Source organism: Streptomyces crystallinus (assembly GCF_039521265.1).
GTDB lineage: Bacteria > Actinomycetota > Actinomycetes > Streptomycetales > Streptomycetaceae > Streptomyces > Streptomyces crystallinus.
Genome location: NZ_BAAACA010000006.1, coordinates 534,780 through 549,325, shown reverse-complemented (window position 1 = coordinate 549,325; position 14,546 = coordinate 534,780). Strand labels below are relative to the sequence as shown.

Annotated in this window: 11 protein-coding genes; 7 read left to right on the top strand and 4 right to left on the bottom strand. The window is 75.0% G+C overall.

Annotated elements, in window-relative coordinates:
- Positions 1 to 43 precede the first annotated feature (43 nt).
- From ABD236_RS06370 to ABD236_RS06340, 7 genes are read left to right on the top strand one after another with little or no spacing between them, the layout of a single operon-like run.
- Entirely contained in the window at positions 44 to 1,840 is a 1,797-nt protein-coding gene (locus tag ABD236_RS06370; RefSeq protein ID WP_344071030.1) for a fatty acyl-AMP ligase, read from the top strand.
- A gap of 50 nt (positions 1,841 to 1,890) precedes the next feature.
- Positions 1,891 to 2,205, top strand: a complete 315-nt coding sequence (locus tag ABD236_RS06365) for an acyl carrier protein (RefSeq protein WP_344071028.1) — start codon at positions 1,891 to 1,893, stop codon at positions 2,203 to 2,205.
- The gene (locus ABD236_RS06360) at positions 2,202 to 5,246 is read left to right on the top strand and encodes a type I polyketide synthase (RefSeq protein WP_344071025.1); all 3,045 of its coding nucleotides are present in this window, start codon (positions 2,202 to 2,204) and stop codon (positions 5,244 to 5,246) included. Before ABD236_RS06365 ends, ABD236_RS06360 begins: the two co-directional genes overlap by 4 nt.
- On the top strand, positions 5,243 to 6,274 hold the full coding sequence (locus ABD236_RS06355; protein ID WP_344071023.1) for a 3-oxoacyl-ACP synthase III family protein: 1,032 nt from the start codon (positions 5,243 to 5,245) through the stop codon (positions 6,272 to 6,274). Before ABD236_RS06360 ends, ABD236_RS06355 begins: the two co-directional genes overlap by 4 nt.
- On the top strand, positions 6,271 to 8,199 hold the full coding sequence (locus ABD236_RS06350) for an HAD-IIIC family phosphatase (RefSeq protein WP_344071021.1): 1,929 nt from the start codon (positions 6,271 to 6,273) through the stop codon (positions 8,197 to 8,199). Before ABD236_RS06355 ends, ABD236_RS06350 begins: the two co-directional genes overlap by 4 nt.
- A 1-nt stretch (position 8,200) precedes the next feature.
- Positions 8,201 to 8,440, top strand: coding sequence for an acyl carrier protein (locus ABD236_RS06345; RefSeq protein ID WP_344071019.1), 240 nt, complete (start codon positions 8,201 to 8,203; stop codon positions 8,438 to 8,440).
- Positions 8,437 to 9,282 carry a thioesterase II family protein gene (locus tag ABD236_RS06340; protein ID WP_344071017.1) on the top strand — a complete coding sequence of 282 codons (846 nt, stop codon included), beginning with the start codon at positions 8,437 to 8,439 and terminating at the stop codon, positions 9,280 to 9,282. The genes ABD236_RS06345 and ABD236_RS06340 overlap by 4 nt, the downstream gene beginning before the upstream one ends.
- A gap of 9 nt (positions 9,283 to 9,291) precedes the next feature.
- Here ABD236_RS06340 and ABD236_RS06335 read toward each other — a convergent pair whose 3' ends face one another.
- From ABD236_RS06335 to ABD236_RS06320, 4 genes are all read right to left on the bottom strand, one after another.
- Positions 9,292 to 10,143, bottom strand: a complete 852-nt coding sequence (locus ABD236_RS06335) for an MBL fold metallo-hydrolase (RefSeq protein ID WP_344071015.1) — start codon at positions 10,141 to 10,143, stop codon at positions 9,292 to 9,294.
- Positions 10,144 to 10,234: 91 nt separating this feature from the next.
- Entirely contained in the window at positions 10,235 to 12,175 is a 1,941-nt protein-coding gene (locus ABD236_RS06330) for an AMP-binding protein (RefSeq protein WP_344071013.1), read from the bottom strand.
- Positions 12,175 to 13,347, bottom strand: coding sequence for a thiolase family protein (locus tag ABD236_RS06325; protein WP_344071011.1), 1,173 nt, complete (start codon positions 13,345 to 13,347; stop codon positions 12,175 to 12,177). The genes ABD236_RS06330 and ABD236_RS06325 overlap by 1 nt, the downstream gene beginning before the upstream one ends.
- Positions 13,347 to 14,543 (bottom strand): alpha/beta hydrolase family protein, encoded by a 1,197-nt coding sequence (locus ABD236_RS06320; protein ID WP_344071009.1) that lies wholly within the window; start codon positions 14,541 to 14,543, stop codon positions 13,347 to 13,349. Before ABD236_RS06320 ends, ABD236_RS06325 begins: the two co-directional genes overlap by 1 nt.
- Between the last annotated feature and the right edge of the window lie 3 nt (positions 14,544 to 14,546).

Sequence of the window (14,546 nt, the reverse complement as noted above, 5' to 3'; positions counted from 1 at the left end):
CACTTGGTGCCGCGCCAGCCCGGACAGACCGACAGGGGAAGAGATGCACCAGACGTTGACCGAGGCCGTACGCGCCGGAGCCGAGCAGCACCCCGACCGGCCCGCGTTCGTGTACCTGCACGAGGACGGGCGGGACATGCGGCCCGAGGAGCTCAGCTACGGCGAGCTCGACCGCCGCGCCCGGCTCGTCGCCACCCGGCTGCGCCAGGAGTCGCTGGGCGACCCGAGCCGCCCGGTGCTGCTGCTCTACCCGCCCGACCTGGAGTTCGTCACCGCGTTCCTGGGCTGCTTCTACGCCGGGCGGACAGCCATCCCGGCGCCGCTGCCGGACGAGCCCGGCGAGCGGCTCGCCCGGGTCAGCGGCATCCTGCGGGACGCCTCGGTGGGCGCCGTCCTCACCGTGCCCGAGCAGCGCCAGGCGCTCGCCGCCTGGCTGGCCGCCTCGGGCGAGCAGGACGTGGTGTGTCTGACGACCGAGGACGACGGCGAGGACCCCGCGCTGTGGTTCCCGCCGCAGGTCCGCGACGACGACGTCGCCTTCCTCCAGTACAGCTCGGGCTCCACCAGCCGCCCCAAGGGCGTCATGGTCACACATGCCAACCTGGCCGCCAACCAGGAGGCCATCCACCGCGCGATGCTCACCGGACCCGGTGTCGTCACCGGCAGCTGGCTGCCGCTCTACCACGACATGGGTCTGATCGGCATGACGCTGCACCCGCTGTGGATGGGCGGCACCAGCGTCCAGATGTCGCCCATCTCCTTCATCAAGCAGCCGCACCGCTGGCTGCGGATGATCCACGACTACCGCGTCGAGGGCACCGCCTCGCCCGACTTCGGCTACGAGCTGTGCGTCCGCCGCACCACCGAGGAGCAGGCCCAGGGGCTGGACCTGTCCAGCCTGCGGGTGGCGCTCAACGGGGCCGAGCCGGTGCGCGCCGCCACCATCCGCACCTTCACCGCGCGGTTCGCCGCCAACGGGCTGCGCCCCGAGGCGCTGTTCCCCTGCTACGGCCTGGCCGAGAACACCCTGCTCGCCACCGCCGGGGACACCACCACCCGGCACGTCGAACTGGACGTGGACGCCCACCAGTTGGAGCAGCACGAGCTGCGGCCCGCCCGCCCCGACCGCGCCTCCAGGACCCTGGTGGGCTGCGGCGCCCCGGCGAGCAGCGAGGTGCTCATCGTCGACCCCATGACCCGCGAGGTGCTGGCGGACGGACAGGTCGGCGAGATCTGGCTGCGCGGCCCCTCGGTGGCGCGCGGCTACTGGAACCGGCCCGAGGCCACCGACGAGACCTTCCGCGCCGAGACCGCCGACGGCCGCGCCGGCTTCCTGCGCACCGGCGACCTGGGCGCCCTCGTGGACGGCGAGCTGTTCGTCACCGGCCGCATCAAGGAGATGCTCATCCACCACGGCCGCAACCTCTATCCGCAGGACATCGAGCAGGCCGTGCAGGACTCCGGGCCCGCCCTGCGGCGCGGCGGCGGCGCGGTGTTCACCGTCGGCGAGGAGGAGGGGGACCGCTCGCACGTCGTGGTGGTGCAGGAGGTCCGCCCCAGCCCCCAGGGCGAGCACGACCTGCCCGCCCTCGCCGCCCAGGTCCAGACGGTGCTCAGCCGCAGGTTCCAGCTCCCCGCCGCCAGTGTGGTCCTGGTGCGCCCCGGCGCGGTCCGCAAGACCACCAGCGGCAAGACCCAGCGCACCCTGATGCGCCGTCTGTTCACCGACGGCGCCCTGCCCGTACTCCACCAGCGCCTGGAACGGCCGGTGGCGGCCCTCGTCGCCCGGCCGGCCGAGAGCGCCGAGCAGTCCGCTCCGCTGGCCGCCCCCGGCCGCTGAGCCCGCCCGGCCCACCGAGCGCCCCCAAGGACCCAAGGAAGAGGATCCTCATGTCCATAGCCCCCGACACCCGCATCGCGATCCGGCCGCAGACCCCCGTGCTGGCCCCCGCGGACCTGGAGAAGTGGCTCACCGACCGGGTGGCCTTCCATCTGCACCGGCCCGCCCGGGAGATCGACCCGACGACCCCGCTCGCCGACTACGGCATCGACTCGGTGGCCGCGATCGGCATCTGCGGCGAGATAGAGGAGCGCCATCTGCTGGCGGTCCCGCCGACCCTGGCCTACGACTTCCCGACGGTACGGGCCATCGCCGGGCACCTGGCCGAGCTGCTCGCCGTGGGGGACACCGGGGCCGCCTCGTGAGCGCACCCGAACCGGTCGCGGTCGTCGGGCTCGACTGCCGCTTCCCCGGGGCCCGGGACGCCCAGGAGTTCTGGAAGCTCCTCATGGAGGGCCGGGACGGCACCCGGCGCGTCCCCGAGGAGCGCTGGGAGGCGGACCGCTACCGGCTGGCGGACCCGGCCGCCCCCGGCGAGGCCCGGCCCCCCGGGCGCTCCAACACCGTGCGCGGCGGCTTCATCGACGACCCGGACGCCTTCGACCCCGCGTTCTTCGGCATCGCGCCGCGCGAGGCGGCGGCCATGGACCCGCAGCAGCGGCTGCTGCTCCAGTGCTCCTGGCGGGCCATCGAGGACGCGGCCATGGCTCCCGAGGACCTGGCCGGCACCGACACCGGGGTGTTCGTGGGGGTGATGGCCAACGAGTGGGCCCACCTCCAGCTGGCCGACTACGACGGGATCACCGCCCGGCACGGCTCCGGCAACGGCTACTTCATGGGCGCCAACCGCGTCTCGTACCACCTGGACCTCAAGGGCCCCAGCCTGGCCGTCGACACGGCCTGTTCGTCGTCGCTGGTCGCGCTGCACCTCGCCGCGGGCGCGCTGCGGGCCGGCGACTGCGACTACGCGCTCGCCGGCGGCACCAACCTGATCATGACGCCCGTCCTCAACATCTTCTACACCCAGGCGGGCCTGTCCGCGCCCGACGGCCGCTGCAAGCCGTTCAGCGCCTCGGCCGACGGGATCGGGCGCGCCGAGGGCGTCGCCGTCCTGGTGCTGCGCCGGCTCTCCGACGCGCTCGCCGACCGCCAGCCCGTCTACGCGGTGCTGCGCGGCACCGGTGTCAACCAGGACGGCCGCAGCAACGGCATCACCGCGCCCAACCGGTGGGCCCAGCAGCAGCTCATCGAGCGGGTCTGGCGCTCGGCCGAGGTGGGCGCCGACGACATCGGCTTCATCGAGGCGCACGGCACCGGCACCCTGCTCGGCGACATGATGGAGGCCCAGGCGCTCGGCCACCTCACCAGCGGCCGCAGCGGCGGCAGCGTCGCGCTCGGCTCGGTGAAGAGCAACTTCGGGCACGCCGAGGGGGCCGCGGGAATCGCCGGAGTGGTCAAGACCGTGCTCGCGCTGCACCACCGGACGGTGCCGCCCAGCCGGTTCGCCGACGACGAGAACCCGAAGCTCCAGCTGTCCGGGCGGCGTCTGACGCTGCTCAGGTCCCCGCTGCGGCTGCCGTCCGGCACCGTGCACGCGGCCGTCAGCAGCTTCGGCATGGGCGGCACCAACGCGCACGCGGTGCTCTCCTCGCCGCCGCGCGCGGTGCACCGCTCCGGCGAGCGGGTCCCGGGCGTGTTCACCGTCTCGGCCCGCTCCGCACGCCAGCTCGGCCCCAATCTGCTGGCCCAGGCCGACGCGCTGGCCCGGCAGCCCGAGGACCGGCTCGCCCAGCTGTGCTGGACCAGCAACCGCGTCAAGTCCCGGCTGCCGCACCGGGTCGCCGTCGCCGCGGGCGATCTGGCGACCCTGGTGGCGGGGCTGCGCGAGGCGGCCGGCCGCACCCACGACGAGGACGGCGCGGTGCGCCGCACGGCACCCGCGGTGGCGTTCGCGTTCACCGGCCAGGGCGCCCAGCACCCCGGCATGGCGGCCTCCTGGTACACCACCTCGCCCGGCTACGCCCGCCTCCTCGACGAGATCGACGGGCACCTGGCCGCTCACCTCGGCCTGTCGGTGCGCGACGCCGTGCTGGAGGGCGACCCCGGCGTGCACCGCACGGGACTGGCCCAGCCCGCGCTCTTCGCGGTCGAGTACGCGATGGCGGGCGCCCTGGTCGACGCCGGGGTCCGGCCCGCCGCCGTCATCGGCCACAGCATCGGCGAGTTCGCCGCCGCGTGCGCGGCCGGGGTGCTCGACCCGGCGGACGCGGCGCGCCTGGTCGCCCGCCGGGGCGCGCTGATGGAGGCGCTGCCGGACGGCGGCGGCATGCTCGCCGTACCGCTGCCCGAGGCGGAGGTGGAGGCGCTGCTCACCGCCCCCGGGCGGATGTGCGTCGCGGCTGTCAACGGGCCGCGCAGCACCGTGGTCGCCGGTCACCTGGACGAACTCGCCCTGATGCGAGCCGCGTTGGCCGACCGGGGCGTCACCGCCCGCCCGCTGACCGTCTCGCACGCCTTCCACTCCCCGCTGATGCGGCCCGCCGTCGAGCCGTTCCGCGCCGAGGGTGCGGACGTGCAGGTGCGCGAGCCCGCCCTGCCGGTCTTCTCGACCGTGTACGGACGGGTCATGGGCGGCGAGGAGCGGATGGACGCCGCATACTGGGCACGCCAGCTCACCGCGCCGGTACGGTTCGCCGACGCCGCCGCCGAGCTGTACGCGTCTGGTGTCACCCACATCGTGGAGGTCGGCCCGCGCGCCGTGCTCACCCCCCTGCTCACCCGGCTCCGGCCGTCCGGCGCGGAACCCGTGAGCTGCCTGGCCGCCCACCCGGGCGAGCGCGCGCCCCGCCACCCCCTGCACCATCTGCTCGGGCAGCTGTGGAGCGCCGGGGTCACCCCCGCCTGGGACAGCCTGTACCCGCCGGCCGACCGGGTGCCGCGCCGGCTGCCGCCGTACGTCTTCGACGACAGCTTCCGCGCCTGGCGCTCGGCCACCGCCCCCGAACTGCCCGCGCCCCGCCTCCCCGCCACGGACGCGGCAGCCGCGGAACCGCCTGCGGCGGCCACCGCGGAAACGTGCCCGCCGATCCCGGACGGTGGTTCCCCCCACCGGGTCTCCGAGGTGACGCGCCGTCTGGTGTGCCGGGTCGGCGGGCACGACCCCGCGGCGGTACGGGACCGCTCCCGCCTCGCCGAGGACCTCGGCTTCGACTCGATCCAGGTCATGGAGCTCAAGACGCGCATCGAGAACGAGCTGCCCGAGCTCGGCAGCCTGCCCGTCGAGGAGCTGCTGGCGAGCCTGGAGACCGTCGGCGACCTCAGCCGCTATCTGGGCGAGCGCCTGCTCGTACCGACCGCTTCCACCGCCCCGTCCGAGCCGTCCGCCCCGGAAGGACCGCGCACATGAGCCCGTCACCCGCCCCCGTCGCCCATCTGGTCTCGGTCGGCACCTGTCTGCCGGGCGAACCGGTGGACAACGCCACCCTGGCCAAGCTCGTCGGCGTCGACGAGCAGTGGGCCGAGATGTTCATCGGCAACGTCAGCCGGCACTTCGCCGTCGACCTGGCGACCGGCCAGGTCCGCCACTCCCTCGCGGACATCGCCGCGACCGCCGCGGACCGGGCGCTCGCCGCGGCGGGCCTGGAGGCCGTCGACATCGACTGCGTCGTGATGGGCACCGCCACCCCGGACCAGCTGATGCCCGCCACCGTCAACCTGGTGGCCGACCGCCTCGGCATCGACAACGTCCCCACCTACCAGCTCCAGTCCGGCTGCGCCGGGGCCGTGCAGGCGCTCGACGTGGCCCGCACCCTGCTGCTGGCCGGGCGCTGCTCGACCGTCCTGGTGATCGGCGGCGACGTCTGCGCCAAGCATCTGGAGACCGACTTCGACCCCGGCTCGCGCACCTCCGCCGAGCTCGTCAACTACATCCTGTTCGGGGACGGGGCGGGCGCGGCCGTGCTCAGCGCCGAGCCGCTCGGCGAGCGCGTCGAGATCCGCCAGGTGCTCAACCGCCTGGTGGGCCTCGGCAAGGCGCCCGGCCAGGTCATCGACTGGTTCGGCCTGGGCGACCGGCACAGCGACCGCACCGCCGTCTCCGAGGACTACAAGGCGATCGAGGCGGCCGTTCCGGTCCTGGCCACCCAGATGTTCTGGGAGCTCGTCGGGGATGTCGGCTGGACGGCCGACCAGGTGGACTACCTCCTGCCGCCGCAGCTCTCCGGCCGGATGAGCGACCGTATCTCCGAGGCGATGCCCGCCCCGCTCGCCCGGCGCGTCAACGTGGTGCGCACGGTCGGCAACAACGGCAACGCGCTGCCCTTCCTGCAACTCGCCGAGCTGCTCGGCCAGTGGCAGGGCGGCGGGCGCGCCGTCACCGTCGCCGTGGAGTCCAGCAAGTGGATCAAGTCCGGCATCGCCCTGGAGCGCGCATGACCACCATCGAACCGCTCGACGCACCCGCCACGGGCGGCGGTTGGCGCGACCCCGAGGCGCTGAGCACCCTGCGCGGCCTGTACGCGGCCGGACGGCTGGAGGCCGAGTACCCCTCGGTACGGGCCCTGCTCGCCCGGCTGCCGGAGCCGCGGCTGCCCGCCGCCGGACAGCTGCTCGCCCGGCTCGACCGCGAGGAGGTGGCCCGCCACCACCCGGACGTGCCGGTGGTCCGGGTCGCCGTCACCGGCCAGTCCACCGTCGCCCCGCTGGTCGCCCCGCTCACCGCCGAGCTGGCGCGCCACGGGCTGCTCCTGGACCCGGTGGTCTCGCCGTACGGCTCGTACCTCGCGGACCTGCTCGGGCCCGGCGGCTCCGGGTCCGGTCCTCGGCCGCGCCTCACCCTCTGCCTGCTGGACGCGCAGACCGTCTTCGAGGAGGTGCCGCTGCCCTGGCGGGTGGCGGACGTCGAGGCCGCGGCCCGCTCCCGGCTCGACCTGATCCGCCGGGCCGTCCGCGCCCACCAGGAGAGCGGGCGCGGCCCGCTGGTCCTCAACACCGTCCCGCTGCTGCACGGCCACGCCCGTCAGCTGGTGGACCTGCGCTCGCGGGCCCGGCTGGGGGTGGTGTGGCGGGAGTTCAACAGCGGGCTGCTGGCCCTCGCCGAGGAGCACCCCGGGCTGATCGTCGTCGACCTCGACCCGCTGGTCGCCCAGGGCACTCCCGCGTACGAACCGCGCACCGGCCTCTACGCCAAGGCGCGCCTCGCGGAGGGGCTGCTCGCGAGCTACGCCCGCGACGTCGGCCACCTCGTCACCGGGCTGCTCGGCCGCACCCGCAAGTGCCTGGTCCTCGATCTGGACGGGACGCTGTGGGGCGGGGTGCTGGGCGAGGACGGCGTGGACGGCGTGGAGCTCGGCGGGGGCTTGCGCGGCGAGGCGTTCGTGGAGTTCCAGCGCGTGGTGGCCCAGCTCGGCTCGCAGGGCGTACTGCTCGCGGTGAGCAGCAAGAACGACGGGGACCGGGTGCGCGAGGCGCTGCGCGAACACCCCGCGATGCTGCTGCGCGAGGACGACTTCGTGCGCGTCAACGCCAACTGGTCGGCCAAGCACGACAATCTGCGCGACATCGCGGAACGGCTCGGGATCGGCCTGGACAGCTTCGTCTTCGTCGACGACAGCACCTTCGAGTGCGGTCTGGTACGGGAGCAGCTGCCGCAGGTCGCGGTGGTCCGGGTCGACGAGGAGCCGGCCCTGCACCCGGCCGCGCTGCTCGCCGACGGCTGGTTCGACCTGCCGGTGCTCACCGACGAGGACCGCGAGCGGGCGGGCCGCTACCGCACGGAGGCCCGGCGCCAGGAGTTCCGCGAGGACGTCGGCTCGTACCAGGACTATCTGGACGGGCTCGGCATCGAGGTGACCGTACGCCCGCCGGAGCCCCAGGAGCTGCCCCGGGTCTCCCAGCTCACCCTGCGCACCAACCAGTTCCACCTCGCGCCCGAGCGGCTCCAGCTGCCGCAGGTGACGCGGTGGGCCGAACGCCCGGACGGCGGTGTGCTGGTGGTCCACGCCCGGGACCGGTTCGGCGACCACGGCCTGGTCGGGGCGGTGTTCCTGCGCCGCGACGCGCACGACGTGCACATCGACAACTACGTGCTGAGCTGCCGGGTGTTCTCGCGCGGCATCGAGCACGCCTGTCTGGCGGCCGTCCTGGAGCACGCGGCGGCCACCGGCGCCCAGGGCGTGACGGCCCGCCACCGCCCCACCGCGCGCAACGCCGCCTTCGCCTCCTTCTACATCGACCACGGCTTCGTCCCGGCGGGCGTGGTCCCCGACGACCCCACCACCGTGGTCTTCCGCCACACCCTGCGCGCCATCACGCCCGCCCCCGCCCATCTGCTGCTGCACACCGCCTTCGAGGAGAGCTGACATGACCGCCACCGCCATCGCCGACACCGCCGAGTTCTGCGCGCTCCTGGAGGACGAGCTCGGCATCCGGCTCGCCCCCGACGACCTGGACCGGCCGCTGGACGAAGTGGCCGAGTGGGACTCGGTCCATCTGCTGCGGCTGGTCACCGTGGTGGAGAGCGTCACCGGCCGCCGCGTCCCGGTCGCCGACCTCCTGGAGGCCGCGACCTTCCAGCAGATGTACGAGGTGGTGCGCGCGTGAGCGGCCCGGCCACCGCCTCGGCGGCGGGCTGCCTGGTGCGGACACCGCGCGAGGACGCGCCGCTGCGGCTGTTCTGCTTCCACCACGCGGGCGGCGGGGCGTCGTTCTTCGGCCCCTGGCCGGCCCGGGTGGTGGACGGCGTCGACGTCCTGCCGGTGCAGCTGCCCGGCCGCGAGTCCCGGTTCCGCGAACCCCGGTTCCAGGAGGCCGGGACGGTGGCCGGCGCCCTGGCCGAGGAGCTCGCCCCCTGGCTGGAGCGCCCGTACGCCTTCTACGGGCACAGCATGGGCGCGCTGATCGCCTTCGCGGTGGCGGCGGCCAGGACGCGGGGCGGGGGCCGGGCGCCGCTCGCGCTGTTCGTCGGCGCGTACGCGGCCCCGCACCTCACCCCGCCGCTGCCGCCCGCCGATCTGTACGGGGACGCCGAGCTCGCCCGGCTGCTGGTGGACATCGGCGGGCTGCACCCGCAGTTCCTGGGCCGCGACGACTGGCTCCGCGCGCTGCTGCCCATCGTCCGGGACGACCTGCGGATCTGCGCCAGCCACCGGGAGGCGGGGCTGCCGGAACCGAGGGACCCGAGGGACCCGGGGGACCCCGAGGACGCGGCGGGCCCGAAGGACGCGGCGCAGCGGCTGTCCCTGGACGTCCGGGCCTTCGCGGGAGCCGACGACGCGCTGGTGGACGCGGCAGCGGTGTACGCCTGGGAGCGGTACGCACGTGAGTTCCGGCTCACCACCCTGCCGGGCGGCCACTTCTTCCCGCGCGACGCCCCCGGGCCGTTCTTCGAGGAGCTCAACCGCTCCCTCACCGAACTGCTCACCCGGGCGCGGGCCACCGCCTGACCGGCCGCCTCACCGCGGACGCACCACCCGCGGCACCCCGGCCATGCGCCGCCGTGCCTCCTCGGCGTTCTTCTCGTACAGCGCGCGCTGCTCGTCCACCCCGGGCATCACCCACAGCGGGCGCGAGGAGCCGTCGGCGAAGGCGAGGCCTTCGGTGTCCGGCCGCAGCCCGGTCACGGTGAGCGCGAACGGCTCCTGGTAGTCGACGGCGCCGTCGGCGGTGAGGCGGAACGGGCGGTCGTGGCCGGGGTAGATGACGTCGGCCGTGCGCACCACCCGGTCGATGCTGCGGGCCGCGAGGTCGGCGTCCCAGAAGACCAGCGGGTTGCGCCGGGTGGTGGCCACATACGCGAAGTGCAGGGCGTCGCCGGTGATGGCGGCCACCCCGGCGTCGGTGTCGACCAGGACGCCGATGCTGCCGGGCGAGTGGCCGGGCAGGGCGATCACGCTGACGCCCGGCAGGATCTCCTCGCCGTCCGCCACCTCGCGGATCGGCAGCTGTTCGAGCAGCAGCCCGGTCCAGGCCGGGGTGGCCCAGTCGTTGGAGTGCGGCGCGTGGGCGTAGCGCCGCTCGTCGCCGTGCAGGAGCAGCTCGGCGCGGGGGAACAGGTCGATGTTCTGGACGTGGTCCCAGTGGGCGTGGGTGAGCACCACGGTGTCGATGTCCGCCGCCGTCAGACCGTGGGCCGCGAGCGCGGCCCACAGATGGGGGCGGCGCCCGACGTGGGCGGCGTCGACGAGGACGGTGCGGGGGCGGCCGCCCGCGTCGGCGCCCCGGACGAGGAAGACACCGCAGAAGGCGGGGTAGCCCTGGTCGGTGTCGATGGCGAAGCCGGGCAGGAGAATGTCGATCGTCGGCATGGCACTCCCTTGTGTGGGGCCGCTGTTCGCTTCGTACTCGGGCGCGGCCGTGGTCCGGTGTCAGGGCCGGTCTTCACACCCCCGTCCGCTCTCAGCCGTCGGCCGCCCCGTCGTGGACGGCGGCGCGCAGGGCCTGGAGGCTGTGCGGGTTGGCGAGGGTGGACAGGTCACCCGGTGCGTCCTGGGTGACGCAGTCGCGGATGAGGCGGCGCATCACCTTTCCGGTGCGGGTGCGCGGCAGTTCGGGCAGGGCGACCACCCGGCTGGGCCGGAAGGCGGGCCCGAGCGCCTCGGCGACGCGGGCCCGGATCCGCTCGGTCTCCGGCGCCGACAGCGTCCCGCCGGCGGGCACCACGAAGCACCACAGGGCCTCGCCCTTCACCGGGTGCGGCACCCCGACCGCCGCCGCCTCGGCCACCGCGGGGTCCCCGAGCGCGGCCTCCTCGACCTCGGCGGGGCCGAGCCGTTTGCCCGCCACCTTCATCACGTCGTCGAGGCGGCCGTGCACGAACCACTCCCCGCCGGAGCGGGACGCGAGGTCGCCGTGGGACCAGCGGCCGGGCCGGCGGCTGAAGTAGGTGTGGGCGAACCGCTCGGGCGAGCGCCACAGGCCCCGGGTCATCCCCGGCCAGGACTGGCGCACCACCAGCTCGCCCATCTCCCCCTCCGCGACCTCGGCGCCGTCCGCGTCCTCGATGACCGCGTCGATGCCCAGACAGGGGCCGGCGAAGCCGCACGGCGACTGCGGCACGGTGGGCGCGGACGCCAGCAGCGAGCCGCCCACCTCCGTACCGCCGCTGATGTTGATGACGGGGCAGCGCCCGCCGCCGACCTCCTCGAAGTACCAGCGCCAGGCGTCCTCGGTCCAGGGCTCGCCGGTGGAGCCGAGGATGCGCAGCCGGGACGCGGCGGGACCGGGCCCGGCGGTGGTCATCATGGCCCGCGCGAGGCTGGGCGAGCTGCCGAAGACGCTTACCCGGTGCTCGTCCAGGAGCCGCCGGAGCCGGGCCGGGTCGGGGTGGTCGACGGCGCCCTCGTACGCGAGGACGCAGGCGCCCGCGAGGGTGCAGCCGACCACGACCAGCGCGAACATGATCCACCCCGGGTCGGTGACCCAGAACGCCACGTCGTCGGGCCGCACGTCCAGGTTGTAGCGGACCTCGGAGCCCACCTGTACGGGGAACCCGCCGTGGGTGTGCACGGCGCCCTTGGGGCGGCCGGTGGTGCCGGAGGTGTACAGGAGGAGGAAGGGCGCGCCGGCGGGCAGCGGTACGGTCTCGGCGGGCGCCGCCTCGCCGAGGGCCCGCCAGGTGGTGGTGGCCACGGTGGACGGCCGCGCGTCCTCGGGCGGTTCGTCCGCCACGACCACCAGGTGGCGCACCTCCGCGGCCTTCTCCGCCGCGGCCCGGGCGACCGGCAGCATCTCGTACCGCTTGCCGCGCCGGGTGGTCGCCGAGGCCGTCACCAGCACCCGCGCCCCGGCGTCGGCGAGGCGCACCGCCAGCGCGTCGGCGCCGAAGCCGGAGAACATCGGGACCAGTACGGCGCCGATGCGGGCGCAGGCGAAGAGCAGCAGGAAGGCCTCGGGGCCGGGCGGCAGATAGCCCGCCACCCGGTCCCCCTCCCCCACCCCCAGGCCGCGCAGTCCCGTGGCGACCCGGGCGCTGAGCCGCGCCGTCTCGCGGTAGCCGAGCCGCCCGCGTGTGCCGTCCTCGCGCTCCCACCGCAGCGCGGTCGCGTCCGGGCGGCCCCGGCGCACATGGCGCTCCAGACAGGAGTCGACCAGATTGGTGCGCCCGCCGGGGAACCAGCGGGTGGCCGCGATCCCGCCCCGCCCGTCGCGGGCGCACAGCGGCTCCTCGTGCCACACCACACCCATGTCGCGGGCGGCGCTGGACCAGTACCACTCCGGGTCGGCGACCGAGCGGCGCTGCAGCGCGCGGTAGCCGTCCAGGCCGTGGGCCCGGCAGAACCGGGCGACGTTGCTGTGCTCGGTCAGCTCCCGGCCGGGGTACCAGGCGTACTCGCCCATCAGCGCGCCTCCGGGTTCTCGATGAGTGCGGCGATGCCCTGGCCGCCGCCGATGCACAGCGCGACCACGCCGAACCGGCCGCCGGTGCGGCGCAGTTCATGGGCGGCCTTGAGCAGCAGGATCGTTCCCGTGGCGCCGACGGGATGGCCGAGCGCGATCGCCCCGCCATTGGGGTTGACCCGCTGGGGGTCCACTTCGAGGTCGTCGAGTACGGCGAGGACCTGCGCGGCGAACGCCTCGTTGAGCTCGACCACGGCGAGGTCGCCGACGCCGAGCCCGGCGCGCCGCAGCAGCTTCCTGACGGCCCCGGCGGGCGCGAAGCCCATGATCTCCGGCTCCAGCGCGGTGACCACCACATCGCGCAGCCAGCACAGGGGGACGGTGCCGGCGCGCAGATCCGCACCGCGCGTCAGCACCACGGCGGCGGCCCCGTCGTTGATCCCCGCCGAGTTCCCGGCGGTGACCGTGCCGTCGGGGGCGAACGCGGGGTCGAGCCGGGCGAGCCGCTCCTCGGTGGTGCCGGGGCGCGGGTGCTCGTCCTGCTCGACCGTGCCGTCCAGGGTGAGGACGGGGACGGTCTGGGCGGTGAACCGCCCCTGTTCCAGGGCGTCGGCGGCCCGCTGCTGGCTCCGGGCGGCCCAGCTGTCCTGGCGCGCCCGCGAGATGGCGAACCGGGCGGCCACCGCCTCGCCGGTGAGCCCCATCGGGCCGTGCGAGAACGGGTCGGTGACCAGGGAGAACGTGCCGTCGATGCGCGACTCCCCGGGCAGCTCGTCGGCGGCCCGCTCACCGTAGTCGAGCAGCGGCTGACGGGTCATCGACTCGTTGCCGCCCGCCACCATCACCCGCGCCTCGCCCAGGGCGAGCGTCTGGGCGGCGGACCAGACGGCCTGGAGGCCCGAGCCGCACAGCCGGTTGACGTTGTACGCGCGGACGCCGACGGGCAGCTGGGCGGCCAGGGCCGCGCGCCGCGCGTTGAACGCGTCCGGCCCCACCTGGCCGACACAGCCGAGGACGACCTCGTCGACGGTGTGCGGGTCGGCTTCGGCGCGCAGCAGCGCCTCCTGGATCACCAGGGCGCCGAGCCGGTGGGCGGGAACCGACGCCAGCGCCCCCTTGAAGCGTCCGACGGGTGTGCGCACCCCGTGGACGACGGCGATGTCGGGCAGCATCAGATCCCCCGCTCGTCGAGCCAGTCGAACACGCGCTGGTGGAAGTGGAGGGCCGCGCCCTCCTGGCAGTGCTCGCCGGCGCCGTCGGCGGCGGCGAACCGGATGAGGTCCTTCTCGGCGCGCAGGGCCGCGTGGACCCGCTGCGCCTCGCCGCGCGCGACCACGTCGTTCTCGGCGTCCAGCACCAGGGTCGGGCAGGTGATCCGCTCGGCCACCCCGTCGAGGTTGTACGGCATACAGGCGCGCAGCGCCTCGGCCGGGGTCTTGGCCCCGAAGGCCCACATCCCGTGCCGCAGGAACCAGCGCAGCTGGGTGCTGTGGGACATGGCCACCGCCAGGGCGGGCCCGGCCACCTCGTCGCGGCTCTCCGCGACCCATTCGGCCAGGTGCGCGGGGATGCCCGTCAGGGGCAGCCGGCAGAAGTCGTAGATGCCGTTGTGCAGGACGCAGGCCGCCAGGCGCGGTTCGAAGGCGGCGGCCCGGGCGCCGAGCAGCCCGCCGAAGCTGGTGCCGAACAGGACGAGCCGCGCGGGGTCGATGCCCGGCAGGGTCAGCGCGTGGTCGACCACGGGCGTGACGACCGCCTCCCAGTCGTGCCGGAAGGCGAGCCGGCGCTCGCGGCGCACCGACTGCTGGCCGGGCCCCTCGAAGGCGAGCACGTGGTAGCCGCGGCGCAGGGCGCCCGCGCCGACCATGAAGTACAGCTCCTCCAGGGTGGAGTCGTACCCGCCGTGGTGGATCACGGTCGGCCGGGGCTCGCCGACGGGCCCGGCGAGGAAGAGGTAGCCGGGCAGGGTGGTGCCCTCGTACGGGATGCTCAGCGGGACGACCGGGGTGTCGAACAGCTCGGTGGCGCGGGCGAACGTCTCCCGCGAGTGCCAGGCCAGCCGGTCCGACTCACGGTCGTGGTCGCGGTCGTCGACGCGGAAGAAGTCGGCCGCGCGGTAGTAGTTGGAGGCTCTGAGCAGCGCCTCGCGGGCGCTCACCCGGTGTCCGGCGGCCAGCGCCCGGTCGCCGGTGCGGTGCAGCCGGGCGGCGGTGGCCGACCAGGCGCGGCACCAGGCGGCCTCGTTGCCGTCGGGGATGCCCTCGCAGGTCACGAGCACCTCCCCGAGGTCCGCGCCGCCGCAGGCGGCGTGTCCCGCCGTGCGCAGCGCCTGGAAGGAGAACGCCTTGTCGTCGAAGAGGAACTTCACCGC

Coding starts and splice junctions, on each gene's coding strand:
- ABD236_RS06370 (WP_344071030.1), top strand. CDS start 44: ATGCACCAGACGTTGACCGAGGCCGTACGCGCCGGAGCCGAGCAGCAC.
- ABD236_RS06365 (WP_344071028.1), top strand. CDS start 1,891: ATGTCCATAGCCCCCGACACCCGCATCGCGATCCGGCCGCAGACCCCC.
- ABD236_RS06355 (WP_344071023.1), top strand. CDS start 5,243: ATGAGCCCGTCACCCGCCCCCGTCGCCCATCTGGTCTCGGTCGGCACC.
- ABD236_RS06350 (WP_344071021.1), top strand. CDS start 6,271: ATGACCACCATCGAACCGCTCGACGCACCCGCCACGGGCGGCGGTTGG.
- ABD236_RS06345 (WP_344071019.1), top strand. CDS start 8,201: ATGACCGCCACCGCCATCGCCGACACCGCCGAGTTCTGCGCGCTCCTG.
- ABD236_RS06335 (WP_344071015.1), bottom strand. CDS start 10,143: ATGCCGACGATCGACATTCTCCTGCCCGGCTTCGCCATCGACACCGAC.
- ABD236_RS06330 (WP_344071013.1), bottom strand. CDS start 12,175: ATGGGCGAGTACGCCTGGTACCCCGGCCGGGAGCTGACCGAGCACAGC.
- ABD236_RS06325 (WP_344071011.1), bottom strand. CDS start 13,347: ATGCTGCCCGACATCGCCGTCGTCCACGGGGTGCGCACACCCGTCGGA.